Source organism: Vallitalea pronyensis, assembly GCF_018141445.1.
In the GTDB taxonomy this organism is placed as follows: domain Bacteria; phylum Bacillota; class Clostridia; order Lachnospirales; family Vallitaleaceae; genus Vallitalea; species Vallitalea pronyensis.
In genome coordinates this window covers 1517967-1543485 of record NZ_CP058649.1, presented here as the reverse complement: position 1 = coordinate 1543485, position 25519 = coordinate 1517967, and the positions used below count along the sequence as shown (strand labels likewise).

Here is a 25519-nt window from a genome sequence, read left to right as displayed (position 1 = left end):
CAGATAAAAAGCAACAAATGCAACGAGAGTGTATGAACATGATATAGGGTTTACACATAAGTTCCGTTGTCGATTTTAACACACAATTAAACATGGCTCTACAATAAAACATAACCTCTAATAAAACATAACCGGTACTAACAGCTTACTTCCTCAAATGCACCAATCTCTCTTTCACCTGCTCCATCATACTCGAATACTTCTCAAGCTTAGCCTTCTCCTCAGCCACAACTTTTTCAGGAGCTTTACTCACAAAACGCTCATTGGCTAACTTCTTGGTTACACGATCAAGTTCACCTTGAAGCTTCTTCTCTTCGCCCTCTAAACGCTCAATCTCCTTCTCAATATCCACAAGTTCAGCAAACGGCATAAAAATGGTTGCATCATTAATCACTGCAGATACAGCGTCCTCATCAATACCCTCTTCACCTGCTTGAATCATCACTTCATTAGCATACCCAAGGGTAGCAAAGAATACTTTACCTTTTTCAAAGGTATTTCTTACATCTTCTTTATCGGAAACTACAAACACTTTTGCTTTTTTAGAAGGAGGCACATTCATCTGTGCACGGACATTACGAATACTACGTACTGCCTCTTTTATCAGCTCAATCTCACCTTCTTCTGTCTTGAAACTCCATTCATCTTTGTATTCTGGCCAACTGGAAATCATAATGGATTCTTCTCTATCTTGTATAAATGTAAAAATTTCTTCTGTAATAAAAGGCATGTATGGGTGTAATAACTTAAGAGATGTAATTAACACTTGCTTAAGGGTCCATAACGCGGCTGCCTTGGTGGTATCCTCATCGTTATAGAGTCTAGGCTTCACCATTTCAATATACCAATCACAGAATTCTTCCCAGATAAAATCATATAACTTGGATACACCAATACCTAAGTCATATTTCTCCATGTTGTCTGTAACTTCTTTCACTAAGCTATTGACCTTAGATAGAATCCAACGGTCTGCTGGTATTAATTCGTCAAGCGCTACTTCGCGATGTGTATGATTTTCAAAATTCATAAGGATGAATCTTGATGCATTCCATACTTTATTGGCAAAATTTCTACTGGCTTCTACTCGTTCATCATAATAACGCATATCATTCCCTGGTGCATTACCTGATATCAATGTTAAACGCAGGGCATCGGCACCATACTGATGAATGACTTCTAATGGGTCAATACCATTTCCTAAGGACTTACTCATCTTACGCCCTTGTGAATCCCTAACCAATCCATGGATAAGAACGGTATTAAAGGGCACGGTTCCCATAAATTCCATAGACGAGAAGACCATTCGCACTACCCAGAAGAAGATGATGTCATAACCTGTTACAAGAACGTTTGTTGGGAAGAAATACCCCAGTTCATCGGTGTTTTCTGGCCATCCAAGGGTTGAAAAGGGCCATAAGGCTGAACTAAACCAAGTATCCAATGAGTCTTCATCTTGACGGAACTTGGTAGAAGAGCATTTTCCACAGGTTGTAGGTGCTTCTTTACTGACCACAACTTCACCACAGTCTTCACAGTAATAAGCTGGAATACGATGTCCCCACCATAACTGTCTGGAGATACACCAATCACGGATATTCTCTAACCAGTGTAGATATATCTTCCCGTAGCGCTCTGGTACAAACTTTAACTCACCGGATTTTAATGCACGAATAGCAGGTTGTGCCAACTCTTCCATTTTTACAAACCATTGTTGTTTAATGAGAGGTTCAATAACCGTTTTACAACGGTCATGCATGCCTACATTATGCGCATGGTCTTTAACTTTTACCAGTAAACCAAGGGCTTCAAGATCTTTCACCATACGTTTTCTAGCTTCATAACGATCAAGACCTTCATAGACACCACCATGTTTATTAATGGTTCCATCATCGTTCATCACATTCACTTGAGGTAAATCATGTCTAGTCCCAACCTCAAAATCGTTAGGGTCATGGGCAGGCGTAATTTTTACAACACCTGTTCCAAAATCTTTATCTACATATTTATCTGCAATCACAGGAATTTCTTTATTGACTAGTGGTAAAACCACTTTTTTACCTATAAGGTGTTGGTATCTTTCATCTTCTGGATGAACAGCTACGGCTGTATCACCCAGTAATGTTTCGGGTCTGGTTGTAGCGATTTCTACAAAACTATCTTCCCCTACAACAGGGTACTTAATATGCCAGAAATGTCCATTCTTCTCCTCGTGCTCCACTTCTGCTTCTGAAATGGTGGTTTCACAAACTGGACACCAGTTCACTAATCGAGCGCCTTTGTAGATATAACCTTTTTTATAATAGCGGATGAACACTTCTTCTACAGCTTTTGAACACCCTTCATCGAGGGTAAATCGCTCACGATCCCAATCACAAGATGAACCTAGCTTTTTAAGCTGATCTACAATGACACTACCATACTCTTTTTTCCAATCCCAAGCACGTTCTAAAAATTTCTCTCGTCCCAGGTCTTCTTTTGTCAGACCTTCTTCAGCCATCTTCTTAACAATCTTAACTTCAGTAGCAATACTGGCATGGTCAGTTCCAGGCTGCCATAATGTGCTATAACCCTGCATTCTCTTAAACCTTATTAAAATATCTTGCATGGTATTATCAAGAGCATGTCCCATGTGTAACTGACCCGTAATATTTGGTGGGGGAATGACGATAGAAAAAGGATCCTTTGTTCTATCTACTTCTGCATGGAAATATTTTTTCTCCATCCATTTTTCATATAATCTTCCTTCAACCTTGGAAGGATCATAGGTTTTGTCTAGATTTGCCATAACGTCCTCCTTGTATTTTAATGGATATATTGTATAACCCATTCTTTTATTTCCTTTTAATATGGTATCTGATTACTTCTTTATTGAAATGCTAGAATCATAATTGCTCCAGCTACCACCAATAGAGCACCAATGACTTTGGTCACAATAGCCCCATTGTTTAGTAGCGTTAGAAACTCATCATTACCTGCTTTGTCAGGGTTAAATTGTCCCTTCTTTTTGCTTCTTTTATACATGAGCATGGTGCCAAAATAGATAATAGCACCAACAACTACTAATATCATACCGATTATATCCATGTTATCACCTCGTTGGTATTTATTTTATACTTTGCTTTGTTCTTATCATGGCGTATTTTACAAAAATCATTCATTCTAGCAATACATGAAAAAAACAACTTCATTATAATGGACCCATGCTGCGTATCCATTACACATTTCAATAAAAGAACAGAGCGACTACGTCGCGTCTTGCGAAGCAAGTTGTTGCGTTAGGAAAGTTTCCTTGAGGCATATGAAAACGTTTCTGTTTCATATACTAAGTTAAGAGGACTTTCCTAACAGAACAAAAAAGGTCTTATCATCCTTAGATAAGGACGATAAAACCGTGGTACCACCTTAATTCTTATATGCATCACATATAAGCACTCTTATACTTGTAACGGAGCTACCCGACTCATCCTACTACCATGTTCAGATGAACTGCTAAAAAGCTACTTCTGTTTGTCATCTCCTAGAAAACCTCTCAGCAAAGATTGAATCTCCAGTTTTCCTCTCTAAAGGCTGTTACAAACATACTCCTCTTTCTAACTGCATTTAATCTGCTTGTATATGCATGGAACATACATGATTCACTCATATCGTATAAGTCAAACACTTTCTTAATCTTATTATATGGTATAGTAATCCGATTTATTTGTCAAGGTTAATTCTTTTGTTTTATCTATGGCTTGCAGCCGCTACTTCACTTTTTGCAAGCCGTTGCATAAATTCCCCATTCACCACATTATTTTCTATTTTATACGTTGGTATCATCTTAGCCAATGCTTGTCTAATCCGTTCCCGATTATCTGCTGACATGACTTCCAACAAGCCATCTAACCCTTTAAATAAAAGGTCATAATCCACATGGGATGGCTTTCCAATGAATATCTTTTGATGAGCCGTTGATGATAGACCTTCTTCCATCATTAAAAGCTCCTCATATAATTTTTCACCAGGTCTAAGTCCTGTTATTTCAATAGGAATATCAATATAAGGTTTTAATCCTGACAATTTAATGAGGTCTTTCGCTAAATCCATAATCTTCACAGGTTCGCCCATATCTAACACAAATATTTCACCACCCTTGGCCATGGCTCCAGCTTGTATCACCAAATTTGCGGCTTCAGAAATCGTCATAAAGTAGCGAATAACATCCTCATGGGTTACTGTAAGGGGTCCACCTTCCGCTATCTGTCGTTTGAAGAGAGGAATCACACTGCCGTTACTACCGAGGACATTTCCAAAACGTACAGCAACGTATTCCGTTTTAGAACGTTTATTGATAGCCTGAATAATCAGTTCACAAGCCCTCTTAGTGGCTCCCATAACATTGGTAGGGTTAACGGCTTTATCTGTTGATACCAAGACAAACCGATTCACCTTATAGGTATCTGCCGCCTGGGCTACATTAAGGGTGCCAAATACATTGTTTTTTATGGCTTCTGAAGGGTTATCTTCCATAAGTGGCACGTGTTTATGAGCCGCTGCATGAAAAACCACATCGGGTTTAATGGCTCGAAATATCTTATCTAACCGTTGCCGGTCACGGACAGAAGCAATGATTACCTTTAAGTATATTTTACCTTGGTGATAGACTTTTACTGTCTGATCAGGGCTGACCATTTCCACATCATAAGTCCTGCACAGTTCATGCTGTAAATCATAGGCGTTGTTTTCATAGATATCCAGTATAATTAATTCTCTAGGGGTAAAATTAGCAATTTGTCGGCATAATTCTGAGCCAATAGAACCGCCTCCACCTGTTACAAGCACTTTTTTGTTTTTCAAGTAACTGCTAATACCATTCATATTGAGTTTTACTTGTTCCCTACCAAGTAAGTCTTCTATTTGAACGTCCCTTACATCACTTAATTTGACTTCCTTATCCGATAAAGTATATAAAGTAGGTAACATGCTTAATTTACACTTGGTACGTTTGCATTCTTCAATAATGGCTTTTATATCTTGATTGTCGGCTGATGGTATAGCAATGATAATTTCATCAATTTTTTTCTTGTATGCCACACTTGCTATATCCAGTCTCTGCCCCAATACAGGTACATTATTAATGACTTGTCCTTGTTTTTTTATGTTATCGTCAATAATCGCTACGGGTTTTCCTATGGGATTATAATTATTTTTAAGCTCTTTAATCAGCATAGCCCCAGCATCACCTGCACCAATAACCATAATCTTTCTGGTTTTATCCCTGGATAAGGCCGAACGCTGATTGATACGTCGCATAATACGGTAAGTGAATCGTACACCACCTATTAACATGATTTCAATAATGGGCACTAATATAGAGATGGATCTTGGCATGTGCTGTGGTTGAGACAACATATAGGCTAGTACCACTATATTGCCTACAAGGACACTTACCACCACTTGCAGTAACTCTTCTATACTTGCGTATTCCCATAAACTTTGATAGATTTTAAATAGATAAAGTACCGTTAACTTAATCATCATGATAATTAATATATTTGTTAAGTATACATCTATATAGGTTGGATCTGTCTTCCATTCAAATCTTAAATGAAATGCTAAAAAATATGCTAAATGTATGAACCATGCATCGCATAACATAAATGCTATTACTTTAAATCTTTTCATGGACATTCTCCTCCATCATTACCTGTTTAATCACCTTTTGTCTTTTTATTGTACGAATGCTTATCTTTTAAAGATGATTAATCCTTTAATTTGGTGAACATTTTTATCACGTTTATTATATCTGCTTTACTTATACATACTAAATTAACTGCCTTCAAATTATAGGTATTTTTAAAATCAATGAAAAAAGCCAGCCCAGCAATGGTATAAGAAAGAATGGATGAAGCCGCAGCGCCGTACATGCCCCACTTAGGTATGAGCAGCATATTCATCCCTATATTGGCAACAACGGATAAGGTTAATACCTTAGCGTAAAATGCCCACTGACCTTTTGCAATATATAGGGTGCCTATTATCTTGCAGTAAATCATACTATAGATGCCAATAAAAATAATAACGGTTACCGCATACGCTCCTCTAAAAGCTGAACCAAATAGAAGCGTTAATATCTGCTTGCCAACAACACTAATCACTATAAATACTATTATCATCATGGTAGATGACATACGTAATGAAAATGTCATGTTTTCTATATCATCTTTCTTAGCTGTTTTATTGATCATGACATCTTTAAATATATCCGGTATCAGCCATCCATATTCTGCTAAGGAAACCCCAACGGTATAGAGCCCAATTTGAATCAAATGCACATCAAAAAGCTTCAGCAAAATAACATCCACTTTATAATTAATGGATATCAGCAACGTGGTGTACATAGGTATCAACCCAAATTTAATAATGTCTTTCCATATGACCATGTAACCTTTTATGCTGTTTAACTTAACCCCTAGATTGCATAATGAAAAAACTATGATGATCATATCTTTGGCTATGTAAATGAAATAAGCTATGATAATATTGGTGTCTGTCAATAAAAAAACAATCAAAAACATGGCAGCATTTCCTATGGCAGAAACGGTTGTAATGATACTGTGATACTTAATATTTTCTACAAGATTTATATAATTTAACTGCATTCTAAAAACACTCACTGTGGTCATGAGGCACACAAAAAATAGTCGTATATTCTGGATAAAAAAACCTAAGCATACCGTCAAAATGAGTAATATCACAAATTCAACCATGACTAACGATAAAAAAATAGGAAGATAATCCAGATCCTTCCTTCTCTTGAAGTTTGGATACGATAATGTGATGCCCATATTGAATACAACCACAAGTATGTTGACCATGCTCAGTACGTAAGCATACTCGCCTTTAATGGCAGGACCTAGATATCGATTCAATAAGGCTGTTGACAGTATGCCAAAGGCGATGACGTTACATTTTTTTATGAAGGAGCAGGTATACGCATTGGAAAAAAGTTTGTTTATAAAAGTCATCATAACCCTCTTTTTCTAAATCTTATTCAATTCTACATGTTTTTTATGGATTACTTGTCTTTTGGTCAGCTTATTAAGAGAATAAACACCTAAAAACAGTACTAAATTCATGCTCATATCATTAATCATATTCATTGTATTTTGACCCATAAAAAACCCTAAACGGACAATGGCCAGATTGACAAAGTAAAATATCTCAACACTTTTTGTTATGGCTACTTTCTTTTCAAAATAATAGTGTAAACGAATAAAAAACAATGAAAAAAGCGGCGCTAATATAAAGCCGAAAAAAAGATTGCCTTGTCCAATCATGGGTAGTATTTGTGACCTTCTATCAATATCCAACCACAACCGTTTATTATAGAAGATATTGGAATATTGAAAGGGTAACTCCTTCACTAGAAAATTAACACCAATCATGGGTCTGAATATATCAAAAAATAATACCGATACATCATTCGCCTCAGGAAAGTACGACTTGGTCTCTACAGCAATAGCTACATTATATGGACCACCTGTATAGACTTGAAATGTATCTGTTATGTCTAATAAACCATTAGTATGACCTGAGATACTTGCATTGTCCCTTGCACTTGTCACCAGCATGATCAGCAACACTAATGCTATACTGCCTAGGGCAAAATATTTCTTCATGATTTGACCATATAGCTTGTAAAGTAAGAAAAATGAAACGATAGCAGAAATAACAATATCTGAACGATTGGTTCCAAAGTATGTCAGTATGTTCAATAAGGCAACCAAAAAATTGTAGGTGATGTATTGATGCTTCTTACTTTGTTTAAATAAATAGAACAGCTTTTTGGTAACCATGATAAATAACAGTTGTTTAAACACCACCACAAAGTAAATGACTAGATTTTGTGTAAAACTGTACTCAATGCTCTTAGCAAATACATTTGGGATGATAAAATTAATGGATAGCAGTACGGTAGGATGTGTTACAACACCTACGACGGTTAATACGCCAAAGCATATATAGCCTATATCATACCCTTTAAGTGCCTCAAAGGATGTCTCAATGATAGGCTTCTTTATGGCTCCCTTTTTTCCCTTTCTCCATTCCTTAAACCCTATAAATACTGAACATACAATCAGTTCATAGTTCATGAGCAAAATCGCTTTCAAAAAAGATGCTTGGTCCGGTTCAATAAAGGACCGACCACCATAATGACCGGATAAGACAATCAGCAGCGGTAAGACAACATATCTTATTGAAGCGATACCCATAAAAACCATAAAAAATAACTTTTTATTCCCTTGATGTATTTTTTTACTTAATACGAACAGGTAAGCGATGCTAAAGGTAAGTGGATGAAGAAAAAGAAGTTTATACCCATCATGGCTATGATCGAACCATATGATAACGCTGGTTATGATGCATAGACATACAACAATTGTATTGACAAATGCTATCCGGTACCCTTTATTTGTTATATGCGTCACACTTCCACCCTCTTCCAACACGATGCTTATTGTAAAGTCTTAATGATTTTAGCCGGTACACCTCCTGCAAAGGTGTAGTCTGGTATATCTTTTGTTACAGATGAACAGGCGCCTATGATGCACCCCTTTCCAATCGTGCAGTTCATGGAGATGGTACAATGGCTTGTAACCCACGTACCCTCCCCGATGTGGATTGGACCATTTTCTGATTGACTATTGCTGATGGCACCATTGTCATAAACATGTTTTGTTGTGGCTATCACCACTTTCGGTGACACAATAACACCATTTCCAATGGTTAAACCACCTGTGCCGTTTATCCATACATCATGGGCTAGATACACATCATCACCTATTTCAATATTTCTTGGATAATTAATAACAATCCCCTTAGCAATCTGGAGATTTTTACCACACTTCTTAAAAAATGGTTTGACCAAAAACCCTCTGATACGATTGGATATCTTCAGATTAGGCAGAATGGCTGTGATGCCTAATATGGCTTGCATCAGTAGGATATAACATAAAAAATTAAACGCTTTTCTAAACATCCTGTTAACCTCCATGTGGTGTTGATTCACAATGCCTTCAATTCATGTTGGTTTTGCCTAACACTAGTTTTAAATTCATGTAAAAAACGATGCCTTACCTTTTCAATTCGAGGCTTATAGTACTGTTTAGCGCTTTGAAAATTAATCATGGCTTGATGAAGCATGGCTTCTTTATCGCTTATTAAATGCTTTATTTTTGTGGCTAAATCCCGATAATCTTTTGGCGATATAAGCCATGGGTCGTCTATTAACTCACGGATGCCGCCAACTTTGGAAGCAATAACAGGACAACCGCGACTCATGGCTTCAATAATGCATCTTCCTTGGGCCTCAGCAGTACTTGGTTGCAATGCTATATCAAGGGTATCCATCCACGCAAAGACATCTTTACCACTGGGCAGCGTTCCCATAAATGTAACATGGTCCTCAAGGGAACATGCCTTAATTAAGGATTCCCATCTGGAAACATCGCCTTTGCCAACAAACTCTATGGTGAATTCAGGGATTTCTTCTTTAATCAGCCCAAGTGCTCTTATGACGGTTTCATGACCTTTATAGTCCACATTAAGAGAACCTATTAAGCCAAATTTCAAGTTGTTTTTTTGACCATATATTTTTTCTTTACGACGTTTAAGGGTTTCTGTTTCCACCCAATCAATAACCACATTAGGGCAAATAACAGACTTTCCTTTGGAAGGATATCTGGACTGTAAAAATTTTTTTGTAATATAGATGGTATAATTGGATTGGGCAATATAACATTTATAGGTCATGGCTTCATAAGGTGCAATGATTTTGCCAAGTACTGACCCGTGATTCATATTTGCATCCCAAGCACATCCAACCACCTCAATTAAATAGGGCTTTTTATGGTGTTTTGCATATTTTACCGCCATTTTTCCAATGGAGCTTGGTAAGCGTGCAATCAGACAATCACAATCTGCTATTTCTCTTTCAACAATTTTACTTGCTTGATGTATGGTATGTAACTTTTTAAGTGATCTAAAATTAGGCACACCAACAAAGACAACACCTTCTGTGGAGGCTAATGACATATTGGTTGGCATCTCTTCTAATGCTTTTTGTCTGGATAAAAACCTTACTTCACGAAATATTGTCGTATAACGCTGTAATACCATTTTGGAAAAAGACCCGTTACTATAATAATGATGATGATAGTGATGCATCACATGGTCATGGGCATAAGCTACTTTCAATCCATATCCCTCCCTTCACTAGATATTATCTCGATACCAATTGACGGCTTCTACAAATCCTTTCGTAAAATTCCAATCTGGATGATAGCCTATACATTTGCTGGCTTCTGATATATCTGCTAAACTATACTTGATGTCCCCTTCTCTTTCTTCAACATATTGAGGACTGGATAGGATACCTAACTGCTTACACATCAGCTTGTACATCTGATTGATGGTACAACACTGACCATAAGCAATGTTGTAACTCTTTCCACATGCTTCTTGACTTGCCAAACAGGATTTTAAGTTGGCTTCTATAACATTGTCGATGTACGTAAAGTCTCTTGACTGCTCACCATCACCATGTATGTCAACTTGTTCCCCAGAATAGAGCGCTTTCACAAATTTCGGGATGACTGCTGCGTATTGGGAATCTGGATCTTGTCGTCTTCCATACACATTGAAATAACGAAGGCCAATACAGCCTAACCCATAGACTTCTGTGTAAAGTTTCCCATACTGTTCGTTCACCTTCTTGGTCAATGCATAAGGTGATAAGACATCACCTTCTTGTCCTTCTTTTTTTGGCAGTGTGGAAGAATCACCATAAACAGATGAGGAGGATGCATAGACAAATCTTTTAACGCCTGCCCTTCTAGCCGCTTCCATCATATGGGATGTTCCTTGGATATTATTACTTTCATAGATTAGAGGCTCCTTCATTGACCTTGGTACGGAGCCAAGTGCCGCTTGATGCAGAATATAATCAACCCCACTTGATGCCTGTAAACAGACCTCATAATCCCTTATATCACCTTCAATAAAGTCATAGTTGGGATGATCCATAAATGCTGCTACATGTTGTTTTTTACCTGTTGCATAATTATCAAGACCTCTCACTTGATAACCTAACTTTAGTATGGTCTCCACTAAGTTGGAACCAATAAAACCTGCTGCACCTGTGACTAAAAAAGTTGTTCCTTCTGGAAAATTAATCGTGTTATATCCCATACTTACAATCTCCAATACACAACATTCATGTTTTCAACTTCTTCTTTATCAAATATGCCTTTTACATCAATTAGGACTGGATTATAAGGAGGAGAAGTTGTCTCAGAGGTTATGGCTACTTCATCCATTAGCTGGGAGTCGTGTTCCCTTGTGGTGCGATACATTTTAAGGGTATTTTCTATTTTGATGGCTTTAAATGCTTCATGAGGAACAGCAAAAATCAGTGCATCCATGTCCTTAATTTCATCCATGGGACAGGGATGAATACGATATTCATGCCACAAATCTTCTTTATCAGCTATGGGGTCGACAACCTTCACATCAATACCATATTTTCTTAACTCGTTAATGACATCCACTACTTTTGTATTTCTCACGTCCGGACAGTTTTCTTTAAATGTCACACCGAATATGGCTACTTTTGAACCTTTTATTTGTTTATCTGCTTTTATCAGCATCTTGACTGTTTGTTCAACAATATATTTGCCCATGTCATCGTTGATTTTTCTTCCTGACAATATAATTTGAGAATGGTAACCCATTTCTTCAGCTTTGTACGTTAGATAATAGGGATCAACGCCTATACAATGGCCTCCTACTAAACCCGGGATAAAATTAAGGAAATTCCATTTTGTTCCTGAAGCCTTAAGAACCGATTTGGTATCAATGCCCATTTTATTGAAGATAATGGAGAGTTCATTCATGAAAGCAATGTTGATATCCCTTTGAGCGTTTTCTATCACTTTAGCAGCTTCTGCAACTTTTATACTTTCGGCGCGATGGACACCAGCTTCAATAACCATCTCATACACATTGGCAATTACCTCTAGTGATGCTTTATCCATACCGGATACAACTTTTATAATGGTTTCTAACCGATGTACTTTATCCCCTGGATTAATTCTTTCTGGTGAGTAACCTACTTTGAAATCAACACCGCATGTAAGCCCAGATTCCGCTTCGATAATGGGCACACATATGTCTTCAGTAACGCCTGGGAAAACAGTGGATTCAAACACCACAATGGAACCTTGCGTTAGATTTCTCCCAACGGTTCTACTGGCTCCCATAACAGGTCTAAGATTAGGGGTTTTATCCTTATTAATGGGTGTTGGTACAGCTATAATATGAAATTTACAGTCTCTCAGATATTTCTCTTCCCATGTGAATAGAGCTGTTGTTTCCCTAATGGCTTGATCCCCAACTTCTTTTGTCACATCTGTTCCCTGTAAGTATTTTTTCACTTTCGATTCACAGATGTCAAAGCCTACTACATGAGCTTTTTTAGCAAAAGCAATGGCTAGTGGCATGCCAACATAACCTAAGCCTACAACGGATATTTTTTCTTCTTTTGATTTGATAGCATTGTCTATACGCATATATCAATTCTCCTTACAATTATCTATTTCTTCAAGGTAAGCATTCATTACAATCCTTCGATCAAACACTTTTTCCATTTTTCGACGACCAGCTATTCCCATGGCTTTTTTTTGTTCATAAGGTTTCTTAATAAATGTCACCATGGCTTCTACTAAACAATCAACCCGTTTGGCTTCAAAGCTTATACCGCTGATAGCATCATCAAAGGTTTCTATACAGCCAGTAACGTTTGAAGCCAATACAGGTCGTCCTGATGATGCGGATTCCAGTAAGACATTGGCCATTCCTTCATGGTGTGACGGCAGTATGATGGCATGAGCACGTTTGATAAAGGGCTTAACATCTTTTTGTTGGCCATGGTATGTAATGATACCTAAGATTTCATGTTCCACTAATTGCTGAAAATAATCCTCTTCACTACCACCAACTAAATCAAAATGCACATGTGCATACTGCATCTTGACTAGTTTAGCCGCTTCCAATAATTCATCAATACCTTTAGCTTTCATCATACGCCCTATAAACAAGAAGTTAATCTTTTCTTTATCTTCAGGATAAGGTTCAAACCCATACTGTGACACATTCACACCTGAACCAGGAATTAATCTTGTCTTACTTTTAATCATCTTTCTATCCATAAACAATTGTTTATTGGGTTCATTTTGGAAAAAAATGCAGGATGCTTTTTTGAGACCTATTTTATATAACGCAAGTGATAATTTTTGTATGAAACCTTTATTTTCCACGGATGTACCAAGGCCTGTAATGTTTGTTATGTACTTTTTATGGGTTATCCTGCATGCTATACCCCCATAAACATTGGGCTTAATGGTATAAGTCAGTACAACATCTGGTTGAATACGTCTTATCAAATGTATGTACTTCAACAATAGTCTTACATCCTTAAGGGGGTTAGTTCCCCTTCTATCCACAGGGGTTTTGACACATTTACAACCTATTTTTTCTAACGCTGAGACATAGTCATCATGGGGAAGTGATAGGTATACCTCATGACGTTCATTGATCAATGCCTCAAGCAGTTCCTTTCTAAACTTGAAAAGACCCATACCAAAATTTGCTAGAACAAGTATTGTCATCCCTCTACTCTCCTCACCGGTGTCCCTACATAAGTTCCCGACTTATGAATGTCCTTAACCACTACAGCGCCTGCACCAACTTTGCAACCACTGGTAATGATGATATTATTGATCACCACACTTCCAGTACCTAACCATGTGCCTTCCCCAATATGTACGGTACCGGATATGTGTACCCCTGGTGATACATGTACATAATCATCTAGAACACTGTCATGGTCGATTGTAGCTCCCGTATTAATGATGCAGCCATGCCCTATTTTTGTACAACAATTAATCACGACGCCCCCCATGACTACTGTCCCACAAGCTAATATAACCTGCTTGCCTATAACCGCTCTGGGATGTATAAGTGTCGGCATGCTGACACCTTCTGATTGCAGCGTCATCATGATGTTTTTTCTGGTTTTATTATTACCGATAGCAACAAAAATGTCATAGTCTTCTATGTATGTGTGGTAATCCTTTATCGTCCCAAGGACATGTAATCCCATGGGTTTTTTAGTATTCTCTTGGTCATCTAAAAAGGCAATCTCTTTCCATCTATCCATCTTTAAAGCGATATCTGCCACGACTTTTGCGTGACCACCAGCACCAAAAATTAATAACTTATCACTCATTTCTTAGCTTTTCCCTCATTTCTTCTCCTTTCCCTCATACTTCATGAGCATTTGACATTTTATCTTGACGATCTTTTTTTAATGATGCATACTTTTTTTCTTGATTTCCGTTTGGTTGTCGTATTGGTAGTATTGGTAGTAGTATTTGCTATTCTTGGACATATCAGCTTTGGATAAAACAACACCCAGTATGTTGGCATGTATTTTGTCAAGTAATTTCCTAGCTAATCGAACGGATTCTATGTTGGTTTCTCCAGAAGCTACAACCAGTATAACGCCATCAACCTGGCTTGAGAGAATGGCTGCATCTGTTACGCTGCATATAGGTGGCGTATCAAACAAGATGGTATCATAGGTCTCTCGTAAATTAACGATAAGTTCTTTCATCACTTTGGATTCTAATAATTCGGTTGAATCCGGTGGTATAGGTCCTGCTGTCATGATCTCCATATTGGGTAACTCTTTGACCTTCTGAATCACATCTTGAACAGGCACTCTTTCAACAATCACATTCACGATACCCTTGGTATTGCTTACATTAAACATCTTATGTACTCTTGGTTTTCTAAGGTCACATTCTACAATCAGCACACGTTTACCTGTTTGTGATATGGTGAGGGCTAAGTTGGCTAAGGTGGTTGTCTTCCCTTCTCCTGGATTGGAACTGGTGACAACAATGGTTTTATATCTTTTATTAATATTAAGGTAATGCAGATTAGTCCTTAGCATGCGATAGGATTCCGATACTTGGTGTTTGGAATCGTTGTACGTAATAAGATTATCATTCATGGCTATCGTTCCCCTCCTTTGAATTTAGGTATAACACCAATAACCGTTAGACCAAGGTGTCGTTCAACATCTTCTTCGCTTTTCATTGTATGGTCAAAGAGCTGGATGATGAAAATGATGAGTAGACCAACCATGATGCTTAGAGCACCTGCTATGGCAATATTCTTCCTCTTATTGGACTGAATAGGTGCACTTGGTTCTAAGGCTTCATCAATGACTTGCACATTTTTGACATCAATAATCTGAGCCACTTTCTCCACCAGTACAGTAGCAATCTCATTAGCTACGTCAGTGGCTACCTTGGCATTAGCATGTTTTACTTTAATGGTAAATAGGCGTGAATCTTTTACTGTACTTATGGATAAATTGTATCGAAAGGTACTAATTGGCATGTTTAAACCAAGGTTAGTAATCACCTCTGTAGCGACTAGGCGACTCTTGGCTATCTCCCGATAATCTGTAATTAACTTACTATTTAGCTGAAAATCACCAATGGATATACTTCCGATATCTCCCTTTTCCTTCCCGATGAAAAGAGACGTTCTTGCTTCATAGACAGGCTGTATGTACTTGGTTGTGATGATATATGTTGCTACCGTACCAACGACAAGGCATAAAACAATAATCCACCATTTTTTCAGTATGACCGATAGGAGCTTTCTAAGCTCTATTTCTTCATACTCTTTTTCCATTAGCTAACCCCCTTTACTCTTGTCATGTAATGGTTATTCGGTATAATAATTTCGTCATAGTATCTAAGGACCGTTAATGGATTAATCATAACCTGTGTAATGTCTTTATGATAGAAAATATGATTGAGACACATTTCAACCTCATTGACATTGGATAATGTTCGAAAATGGGTTGTACCAGAAAATCGGCTATTAATCTCAAATATTTTAACTTTCCTTCCAGAAATTCTAAACTGTAAATTAACTGGACCGTAGGGTTTCAGCTTTTCAGCAACTTTTTCAACATATTTATTTAATGGTGAATAAGGTTCTGCATAGGCTCGAAAGGTGTTGCCATCACGTAAATCTCTTCTCATGATAATGGAGGACTTAGCCATGTCATTAAACACAAGGACACCTGCTGTATATTCACTATCATCTGTTCCCACACACTCCTGAATGATGGGGTTCTTAACATCCTTAATGGCAGCCTCCAAGGCTTTTATCGTATTGACCTTTTTCACCGATACCGCTCTAGCACCAACTCTGGGCTTGACAATCAAGGGAAATCCAACTTTTTTGACAAGCTCTATTTCACCACCTGGTAAACAAGATTCAGGATAGTCTAGCCCATTATTCTTTAGAAAATTGTACGTAAGCCATTTATCATCTGCAATTTCAATAACGGATGTATCGCTTACAATAACTTTTGTTCCAAAGGTCCTTTCTATTTCTTTCTTGTATTGAGCGTATATCAATAATTCCACGTCTGTCCCAATGAATAAGACATCTGGTTTTTCTATTTGTAATATTTTATAAACTTCATCCATATACCTAGGTTCCACAGCCATTGGTACTAAATAGTGTTTATCGGCCCAATACAGACCTACTGCCAGTGGACTAGGGTCAACTGCTACTATCGTTAAATCAATGTGTGAACTTTTAAGTGATTTTATGATTGCTTGTCCCAAAACTGCTCCTGCACCTGTTACTAATATTTTCATTGTATACACTCTCCTTTTTACCCCAATTGTATAATTGACTAATTAGCTTCGTGCAACTCCCAATATTTTCTGCTTGATGAGCATCTGATCCTATTGATATTTTAGGATTTATTTCGCCACAGACTCTCATGAAATCAAAAGTATTCTTTATGTACTTTGAATTCAGTTCAATCGCTTTGTCATAAGCATTGGCTGTTATCATCATCTCTTTTAAATACCCAATAGGATATCCTCCATACCTTGATGAATACATACCCCCTGGATGGGCCAATACATCGATAGGCGATTTTTCTAACATCTTGATTGCCAATTCCAATTCAATAGATGCTAATGCCTGTGGTGTTAATGTAGCAAAATCAAAAAATCCTCCTTTTCCATTTGGTATTCTATGTACACTCCCTAATACAATATCGCTTCGATAAAGAACCTTATCCGATACATCCAGGTTCCCTTTTCTATCCAAAACTTTTGTTTCACAGCCTACATATATCTTAATATCTGAGTAGCGGTCTGCTGATTCACGTACCCTGTCAGCAAATGCATCAAACCACATGGTATCTTTTCGAACATGTTCTGTGAAAGCGATCTCAGCTATATGGTAAGCTCTTGCTTTTTTTATCATCTCTTCAATGGTATCTAAACCATCTGTTTGATCCGTATGCAGATGATAGTCAACGTTAAAATCCTTTGTTGTTAAATCATTAAACCGTTTCAAATTAACTGGCATCACGTGCTCCTAATTGCTTCTGCTCACTACCTTCAAAACTGGGCATCATCTCATCTGATAAGGTGTTGATACCAGATCTCTTGAAAACTTTATACAGGGTGAAAAAAATGATTTTCCAATCCATAACAAAGCTTAAGCCATCCACATACTGCACATCTAATTTGAATTTTTCCTCCCAGCTAATGGTATTTCTGCCATTGATTTGGGCTAGTCCAGATAATCCAGGTCTTACGTTATGACGTCTTTTTTGTTGTGAGTTATAATGTGGTAAATATTTCACAAGCAAAGGCCTAGGGCCGATGATGGACATATCACCTTTTAAAATATTAAAAAGCTCTGGTAGTTCATCCAAAGATGTGGCTCTTAGGGTCTTTCCAAACTTTGTCAATCGCATATGATCTGGTAATAATTCGCCCTGCTCATCTCGCGCATCTGTCATGGTTCTGAACTTATATAACGTGAAAATTTTTTCATTTAGCCCTGGGCGTTGTTGTTTAAAAATTACTGGACTACCTAGTTTACATCTCACCAAAGCAGCTAGAATAACCAAGAATGGTGATAGTATCGTAAGTGCTAATAAGGACAATATAAAATCCATCGGTCTTTTTATGAATCTCATATACACTTTCATCTTAACACCACAATTCTTTGATTGTATTGACCACAGTGAACAAGGCTTTGTCGGTCATCTTTGAATCACTGGGTAAACAAACACCACTTTCATAGATTTCTTTGGAAACGCCATCACCAACATAATGATATTTTTCAAAAAATGGCTGCATATGCATGGGTTTCCAGATGGGCCGACATTCAATGTTTTTTTCTTCCAATGCCTCCATAATGTCCATTGGTTTTACTTTACCTTGTACGGTGATACAACTTAACCAATAATTAGGTTCATCCCATGGATTAATAGGCATCATGCTGATATCTTCCATGTCGTGAAATGCATTCTCATAATAAGCATTGATGTACCTTTTTTTTGTTATTCTACGCTCTAATACCTTAAGCTGACCTCTTCCAATGCCTGCTACGATATTACTCATTCTATAATTAAAGCCAAGTTCACTATGCTGATAGTGTCTTGCTTGATCTCTTGATTGCGTTGCCCAAAACCTTACCTTGGCAATACGCTCTTCATCATTAGAAACAAGCATCCCCCCACCCGATGTGGTAATAATCTTATTTCCGTTAAAGGAATAGATGCCGTAATCGCCCAGTGTACCTGTATACCGACCTTTATATTTTGAGCCTAGGCTTTCAGCAGCATCTTCAATAAGCGGTACGTTATGCTTCTTGCAAATTGCCATTATTTTATCTAGATCTGCTGATAAACCATATAAATGGACCACGATCACTGCTTTTGGTGTGTATTGTTCAAATGCCTTTTCCAAAGCTTCAGGACACATGTTCCAAGTTTTATGATCACTGTCAATAAAAACAGGTGTGGCATGCTGATAAATAATGGGATTAACTGTTGCAGAAAATGTTAAGTCTTGACAAAAAACAATATCACCTTCTTCAACATTCACAGCTCGAAGTGCCATGTGTATAGCGGCTGTTCCTGCTGATAGAGCTACAGCTGAACTAATGCCTACTTTTTTTGCTAACTCTAGTTCAAATCCATCCACGTTCATACCAAGAGGTGCAATCCAATTGGTATCAAAAGCCTCCTTGATATAGGCCATTTCGTACCCTTCATAGCTCATGTCTGGTGATGAAATATATATCCTATCTCTCATAAAAAACTCCCTTCCATCTTAGATTTTGTAAAAAGCATGCCCCAATTCTCTCTAAAAACGATTTAAGCATAACCTTCCCGATTGGAAGTCATTTAATACATCTAATGCGTCATTGATTGTATCATCATTGCAACGGCCATCACCCCTTATATCTTATGACATATTCTCTAAAATGTCGCCTAACGTACCTATATTGTACCAACTTTCTTCTAGACAGTGAAATCATATCATTTCCACTTTATCCCTTCACCGTATAGGCGTGTTAAGCGCTACTTTATTTTCTCTTCTTGTGCCATCATAGGGTAGAAGAGTATGTCACCACTATGTTTGGTCAGTTATAAATTGTCTCACAATTTGTCGACTAATAATAATGTGCAAAATAATTGCTGGTGATGGAAATTATTATAGTATGCAGCCCTATTATTTGTCAATGATACATATGAAAATATAAAATAAGTCAAACATTCAGATTGTTTTTGGCTATCTTTTGATTTTCCCCAAAATATTAAGTATTTTTTGTCCATTTTTAAATAGTGCAAATTCAACTATTATCAACATTATCTAAGCTGAGCAACCATCTTTATACCTTATTTTTATTGCATTCTCATCCCATTTTAATTGTCGCGATTTTATCGATCCATTAAGACACATATCTGATACAAATCAAGCCCTATGTAGCTATTCCATTTCTTAATACGTATGATGATTATCTTTTGTAGATATTTTACTATAAAAGTATATATTTAAAATAAATATTATAAATAAATTTTTTATTTAATTTATAATCAAATATTCATAATTAAATTCTCTAGGAACAACAAAAAAAGTTCATCCAATGTATAATTACATTTTATGAACTTCTTATAAAAGGTTAGCCCTAAAAAAATGACTTACCGGCATGAAGTTTTCTACTTAAATGAAATGTTTTTTAAGATTATCAACTGTAACAAAAATATTGCTATTTTTTTTAAGAATTTTCTTTTGTTTTTCATAACATATAATCCACGTGTGATTTAAATAATTGTTTACTCTTTTTTCATCTTATGATAAATTAAGTCGCTCAATCATCTTTGATATTGCTTTATCGTTGCTATCATCTTTTTCTTTTACATCTTCCAATAATTTGGTTATTAAAAGTATCTCTTTATCGTATTCATCCATGGTGTTTCTTAAGGTTTTTATGTTGTTCTCTATTTCTTGCTTATAGGCATGTCGTTTCGTTTTAGAAACATGGTATTGAATATCATCAAAAAACGGATCATCTACCTCCACTTGATGTTTGCTTAACAACTTTCCTATGTCTTCTTCTGCTGAAATGATGTTTCGCGATATGTGATGTATATGATGTTTATCTTGTTGATTTTGATGGTAATGATGATACCGTTCCTCAAGCATATCCCCACTTTTGACTTTATACTTCTTATATGCATATGCTAAGAATTGTTCATGGTGAACATATTTCACTTTTATTTTATTCAGTAGTTCCACAGCTCTTTGCCTTAACATATTATTTTTCTTCATTTCATGTGCCACATATCGTCTAAAAATGTAGATCCACATTCCAAAAAATCCGATAATCACCATCATGGTGATGGATGGTATCATGATATCTATATCATTTGTCTTATATAACGTAGCTAATATAAAAGCTGACAAGGCAAAAACCATTAAGAGTATAATCATCAGTATCTTAACCGCCTTTTGTGTCTTAACGAGACGAAGGGCTTTATAACCTAATTCTGCCTTTTCTCCTTCTATGCTATGTATGTCATTCTTAACGGCTCTCTGCTTATCTTCTATGTGTCGTATGTTCTCAATAACATGAGGTATGTCCTCATCATAATCCTCTAAATAATTAAGTTCTTCTCCAACACCTTTAATACGATTAACATATTCATCTTTATGTTTTGAGGTATCCATATACGTATGGGCATACTTTTCTAATGCAGCGAGGGTTTTTTTGGGTAGACCTTCAATTTGTTGAATGCCCGAATACTTTTTTACATTTTTCTCGTATTCTTGCACCACGCGTTCTTTATCTCGTTTGGCAGATATCAGTTGTTGACATACCTTATATGTGTTATCAGCATCATTGTAAACATCTTGAATATTGACGCCCAGGTAATTTTTTTCATCAATATGTTCAAGTTTTCTTTGAAATAATGCTTTTATCTTTTTCAGTAGGTTCATATACTTACCTCGCTTATCTCTTGTAATACGCCCCGACATATTCAGCTAAAACTTTACACGTATCATCTACATTCATTATAAAATGCCCTAACTCGTGTGTCAACTTCAATTCAATAATTAGCCTTTTAGCCCTAGAGAGTACTATGCCCACCTTGCATTTTTAATGGGAAAAGGTATAATGATAGTAGTTTATGAATTCATCAAGAAGGATGTGAAAACGATGCCCTCAAAAAAAAGCCATTTTCATGGTAGTGATATAGAGAAAATTGCATCAATGTATGATATACAGATCAGTGATGTGGTTAATTATAGTGCTAATGTTAATCCTATAGGCTTATCACCTACACTGGTTAAAGCATTGGCTCAGAACGTATCCGTTATTGAATCCTATCCGGATCGTGATTACACAAACTTAAGACAACATCTTAGTGACTATACAGGGACACATATGGAGCATGTTATTGTTGGAAACGGCTCAACAGAGCTCATTGCACTCTTTATCCAAAGCGTCAAGCCTAAGAAGGCTTTGATTATAGGACCAACCTACTCGGAATATGAACGAGAAATCACCTTAAATGATGGTACGGTAGACTATTTTGCTCTAAATGAAGCCCATGGTTTTCGTCTGGATATAGATGGGCTAAAAGAAGCCCTTAGTGAACATGTTGATATTCTCATTATATGTAATCCCAACAACCCTACATCTACCACCATACCAACTTCTCTTATGGAAAAGATTGTGGCCATGTGCCACGAAAAAGCCATTGATGTGATGATCGATGAAACTTATATTGAATTTACTGAAGATATGAGCCTATATTCATCATCTTCACTGATTGATACCTATGATAACTTGTTCATCATTAGAGGTGTATCCAAATTTTTTGCAGCACCAGGATTAAGGCTAGGATATGGTCTATGCGGTAATACAAGGTTACTTTCACACATGAATCATGTAAAATTTCCTTGGACCATTAACAGCTTAGCCAGCTACGCTGGTGAAGTGATGTTCACCGATAAAGCTTATATGAAGCAAACCAAAGAGCTTATTATAGAAGAACGGAAACGCTTATACGACATCATGTCCAAATGGAAAAGCGTACATGCATACGAACCAACAGCGAACTTCATGTTGGTCAAACTTTTAAGAGATGATATAGATGCTAGGGATGTATTTGAATACCTCATTGCTCGTCATATGATGATAAGAAATGCCTCCAGTTTCAAGTTTCTTGATGAGCGATATTTTCGATTTTGTTTCATGAAACCTGCTGATAACGACCGCTTAATTGAAGCTTTAAAGGCTGTATTAAGTGAAGACATGTAGCCAAAAAAAATACCAAAAAAAAATTTTTTATTTTTTGTATATAAAGTGGTCTATTGGATATAATGAATATTACAGGGATACAAAAGATTGATATATGGAAGCTTTTTTATGGATAATAAATTAGCCTTTATATATGGATCAAAACAACCTGATTCTGGTCTTTATATAAAGGCTAGTTATAGATTGGTTGGATAGTAACATTACTAATGTATCCCTGTTTACAATATGTTCTCCCCCACATAGAATACTACGGAAGTAGTATTCTTTTTTTTATGAACAAAGGGCTTACGTTGCGTCTTACGAAGCAAGTTGTTTCCTTAGGAAGTTACCTTAGTACAAATGTGAATGGGCCTATTTCATTTGTTAAATTGAGAACTTTCCCATAAGAACAAGAAAACTTGTCTATTCATATACTAAAAGTAAGTAATGTGGCATAGGTAAGTTATGCCCAAATAGTGAGGAGAATTATGAGAGCAAACAGAATGTATCCTGCTGAAATGTCAACGCAATCCCTTGGAAAATTATCTGTTAATGCAGTTACTCAACTAGGTTTTAAACCCATCACCAATGCTAAGGTAACCATAAAAAAAACCACACCTGGTAATGAAACTGTTGATATATTGGAAACAAATGAATCCGGGCAGACAGCTCCAATTGATTTAGAGACACCGCCTCTTGAGTATAGTCTAGAACCAGGTAGTCCTAAGCCTTATTCAGAATATAATCTAATCATAGAATCCCCTGAATTTGAAACGGTTAACATTGCTGGTACACAATTATTACCTAATGAATTAGCTTTACAAGATGTCTCCATGATACCCATTGTTGAAGTATCATCAAGAGGTATTCGTAACCAACAAACTGAAGAAGTCGTTATTGGTCCCCATACCTTATACGCGGATTACCCACCTAAAATTCCTGAAAGTGAAGTAAAAGAGGATGTGGAAACCAGCTTAATTGTATTGGAATCTGTTGTGGTCCCTAGTACCATTGTTGTTCATGATGGAGGACCCGATGATACCAGCGCACCAAACTATTTTGTGCCATTTACAAGTTATATTAAAAATGTGGCATCTTCTGAAATCTACTCCACATGGCCAGAAAGTACTATTCAAGCTAATGTATTTGCCATATTATCCTTTACACTGAACCGGGTCTATACAGAATGGTATCGAGGTAAAGGCAAGAACTTCACCATTACATCTTCAACCGCTTTTGATCATAAATGGATCTATGGACGTAATTATTTTAAAAACATCGCCGATATTGTGGATCAATTGTTTATTAACTATATTTCACGCCCAGGTATTAAGCAGCCCTTGTTAACCCAGTACTGCGATGGTATTCAGGTACAGTGCCCCAACTGGATGACACAATGGGGCAGTAAGTTCCGTGGTGACTTGGGTGAAAACGCCATCGAAATACTTCGCTATTTCTATGGTAGTGACGTCTTTATTAATACAGCTGGGCAAGTATCAGGCATCCCTTCTTCATTCCCAGGCTTTAACCTGCAACGTGGGTCTACAGGGGGACCTGTAAGAACAATTCAGCAACAAATAAATGGTATTTCCAATAACTATCCTGCCATTCCTAAATTAAGGGTTGATGGCATTTATGGACCACTTACCGAAGCATCCGTTGAGAAATTTCAAGAGGTTTTCAACATGCCTGTAACAGGTATTGTGGATTACCCTACGTGGTATAGAATATCCGATATCTTTGTAGCTGTTACTAGATTAGCGGAATTAGTATAGCATCAGATTTATTCAGATAAACGCATCAAAAGGGGCTGCCTCATCAACTATTCTTCGTGAATGATTTGGAACATATGAACTTCCTATGTTCCATCATTCATAAGATATTTGATGGGGCAGCCCTTGTTGGCTTAACTTTTAATCCTCTTGATTACCGATGCCAAATCTTTTTTCCAATTCGCTTGCTTTTTCCTTGGTTAACAAAGCGTCTATGTCACAGTTTTTAAACTTAACAATATACGTCCAACGTCCATAAATGGATATGGTGGATATCTTATCAATACGTAGAATATAGGACTTATGACTACGTATAAAATCATCCTCCGGTAAGATATGTTCCATTTCTTTTAATGTTTTATTGGTGACATATTTGGCTTTATCCGTTATAATCACCGTTGATCGGTTCTCTCTTTCAACCAATATAATATCCTCTGGTTTTAACAGAACCATACCATCTTTTAATTTAAATAGGAGTTCGTGTTGATGGACCTTCTTAGGTATATCTGATTGCCAGGTATTTTCCATCAGTTCTTTTATACGATTAATTGTCTTATGTAAACGTTCTAATTTAAAGGGTTTTATGATATAGTCGTAAGCATAGAGTTCAAATGCCTGTGACATATAATGTTCATGTGCCGTGACAAAAATAATCTTACACCTTGGTCGAATATCTAAGATTAACTTTGCTGTTTCTATACCATCTAAACCTGGCATATCAATATCTAAAAAAGCCACATCAATCGCTTGTGCTTCTAAAAGACCTACAGCTTCATGCCCTGTTGTTGCTTCTGCCACAATCTGAATATCTTCTACTTTATCCAGGGCTTTTTTTAACACAAACCTCATATGCTTATCATCATCTGCGATCATTATTCTTATCACGATGGTTTAGCTCCTTTTTTCGTAAGCTGACAGGTTTAGAAAGTATCTCATGCATCACAACGGCTTTTTTTAAGTCTTTTTTGGTTAGATTCTTGATGTTCATG

General features: G+C 36.8%; 22 protein-coding genes and 1 other annotated feature. Of the genes, 2 read left to right on the top strand and 20 right to left on the bottom strand.

The window, feature by feature from the left end; genetic code table 11:
- Positions 1-145: 145 nt before the first annotated feature.
- The 18 genes from HZI73_RS06450 to HZI73_RS06365 form a co-directional block, all read right to left on the bottom strand.
- Positions 146-2785, bottom strand: coding sequence for a valine--tRNA ligase (locus tag HZI73_RS06450; RefSeq protein ID WP_212697435.1), 2640 nt, complete (start codon positions 2783-2785; stop codon positions 146-148).
- Between the two features lie 80 nt (positions 2786-2865).
- Complete coding sequence (locus HZI73_RS06445; RefSeq protein ID WP_212697434.1) at positions 2866-3084, bottom strand: hypothetical protein; 219 nt, start codon at positions 3082-3084, stop codon at positions 2866-2868.
- 289 nt (positions 3085-3373) lie between these two features.
- Positions 3374-3604 (bottom strand) — a binding site (T-box leader).
- Positions 3605-3723: 119 nt separating this feature from the next.
- Entirely contained in the window at positions 3724-5664 is a 1941-nt protein-coding gene (locus HZI73_RS06440; protein WP_212697433.1) for a polysaccharide biosynthesis protein, read from the bottom strand.
- A gap of 77 nt (positions 5665-5741) precedes the next feature.
- Positions 5742-7010, bottom strand: a complete 1269-nt coding sequence (locus HZI73_RS06435) for an MATE family efflux transporter (protein ID WP_212697432.1) — start codon at positions 7008-7010, stop codon at positions 5742-5744.
- 12 nt (positions 7011-7022) lie between these two features.
- Entirely contained in the window at positions 7023-8471 is a 1449-nt protein-coding gene (locus HZI73_RS06430; RefSeq protein ID WP_212697431.1) for a hypothetical protein, read from the bottom strand.
- A gap of 26 nt (positions 8472-8497) precedes the next feature.
- Positions 8498-9022, bottom strand: a complete 525-nt coding sequence (locus HZI73_RS06425) for an acyltransferase (RefSeq protein ID WP_212697430.1) — start codon at positions 9020-9022, stop codon at positions 8498-8500.
- Between the two features lie 26 nt (positions 9023-9048).
- Positions 9049-10239, bottom strand: a complete 1191-nt coding sequence (locus tag HZI73_RS06420) for a glycosyltransferase (RefSeq protein ID WP_212697429.1) — start codon at positions 10237-10239, stop codon at positions 9049-9051.
- 18 nt (positions 10240-10257) lie between these two features.
- Entirely contained in the window at positions 10258-11232 is a 975-nt protein-coding gene (locus HZI73_RS06415) for an NAD-dependent epimerase/dehydratase family protein (protein ID WP_212697428.1), read from the bottom strand.
- Between the two features lie 2 nt (positions 11233-11234).
- Positions 11235-12611 carry a nucleotide sugar dehydrogenase gene (locus HZI73_RS06410; protein ID WP_212697427.1) on the bottom strand — a complete coding sequence of 459 codons (1377 nt, stop codon included), beginning with the start codon at positions 12609-12611 and terminating at the stop codon, positions 11235-11237.
- A gap of 3 nt (positions 12612-12614) precedes the next feature.
- Positions 12615-13709 (bottom strand): glycosyltransferase family 4 protein, encoded by a 1095-nt coding sequence (locus tag HZI73_RS06405; RefSeq protein WP_212697426.1) that lies wholly within the window; start codon positions 13707-13709, stop codon positions 12615-12617.
- Complete coding sequence (locus tag HZI73_RS06400) at positions 13706-14329, bottom strand: acetyltransferase (RefSeq protein WP_212697425.1); 624 nt, start codon at positions 14327-14329, stop codon at positions 13706-13708. The genes HZI73_RS06405 and HZI73_RS06400 overlap by 4 nt, the downstream gene beginning before the upstream one ends.
- A gap of 78 nt (positions 14330-14407) precedes the next feature.
- On the bottom strand, positions 14408-15118 hold the full coding sequence (locus tag HZI73_RS06395) for a CpsD/CapB family tyrosine-protein kinase (RefSeq protein WP_212697424.1): 711 nt from the start codon (positions 15116-15118) through the stop codon (positions 14408-14410).
- 2 nt (positions 15119-15120) lie between these two features.
- Entirely contained in the window at positions 15121-15810 is a 690-nt protein-coding gene (locus HZI73_RS06390; protein ID WP_212697423.1) for a YveK family protein, read from the bottom strand.
- Positions 15810-16793: an ATP-grasp domain-containing protein gene (locus HZI73_RS06385; RefSeq protein WP_212697422.1), complete on the bottom strand. Its 984-nt coding sequence runs from the start codon at positions 16791-16793 to the stop codon at positions 15810-15812. The genes HZI73_RS06390 and HZI73_RS06385 overlap by 1 nt, the downstream gene beginning before the upstream one ends.
- Entirely contained in the window at positions 16732-17520 is a 789-nt protein-coding gene (locus tag HZI73_RS06380; protein ID WP_212697421.1) for a PHP domain-containing protein, read from the bottom strand. Before HZI73_RS06380 ends, HZI73_RS06385 begins: the two co-directional genes overlap by 62 nt.
- Positions 17510-18139 (bottom strand): sugar transferase, encoded by a 630-nt coding sequence (locus HZI73_RS06375; RefSeq protein WP_281418867.1) that lies wholly within the window; start codon positions 18137-18139, stop codon positions 17510-17512. The genes HZI73_RS06380 and HZI73_RS06375 overlap by 11 nt, the downstream gene beginning before the upstream one ends.
- A 13-nt stretch (positions 18140-18152) precedes the next feature.
- Positions 18153-19262, bottom strand: coding sequence for a DegT/DnrJ/EryC1/StrS family aminotransferase (locus tag HZI73_RS06370; RefSeq protein WP_212697420.1), 1110 nt, complete (start codon positions 19260-19262; stop codon positions 18153-18155).
- A gap of 1041 nt (positions 19263-20303) precedes the next feature.
- Positions 20304-21452, bottom strand: a complete 1149-nt coding sequence (locus tag HZI73_RS06365) for a hypothetical protein (protein WP_212697419.1) — start codon at positions 21450-21452, stop codon at positions 20304-20306.
- Positions 21453-21672: 220 nt separating this feature from the next.
- Here HZI73_RS06365 and HZI73_RS06360 point away from each other — a divergent pair, with 220 nt between their 5' ends.
- Positions 21673-22779, top strand: coding sequence for a pyridoxal phosphate-dependent aminotransferase (locus HZI73_RS06360; protein ID WP_212697418.1), 1107 nt, complete (start codon positions 21673-21675; stop codon positions 22777-22779).
- 467 nt (positions 22780-23246) lie between these two features.
- Complete coding sequence (locus tag HZI73_RS06355; protein WP_212697417.1) at positions 23247-24533, top strand: peptidoglycan-binding domain-containing protein; 1287 nt, start codon at positions 23247-23249, stop codon at positions 24531-24533.
- A 138-nt stretch (positions 24534-24671) separates the two neighbouring features.
- Here HZI73_RS06355 and HZI73_RS06350 read toward each other — a convergent pair whose 3' ends face one another.
- Complete coding sequence (locus tag HZI73_RS06350) at positions 24672-25415, bottom strand: LytR/AlgR family response regulator transcription factor (protein WP_246552372.1); 744 nt, start codon at positions 25413-25415, stop codon at positions 24672-24674.
- Positions 25390-25518, bottom strand: coding sequence for a hypothetical protein (locus HZI73_RS26645; protein ID WP_281418866.1), 129 nt, complete (start codon positions 25516-25518; stop codon positions 25390-25392). Before HZI73_RS26645 ends, HZI73_RS06350 begins: the two co-directional genes overlap by 26 nt.
- Position 25519 lies beyond the last annotated feature (1 nt).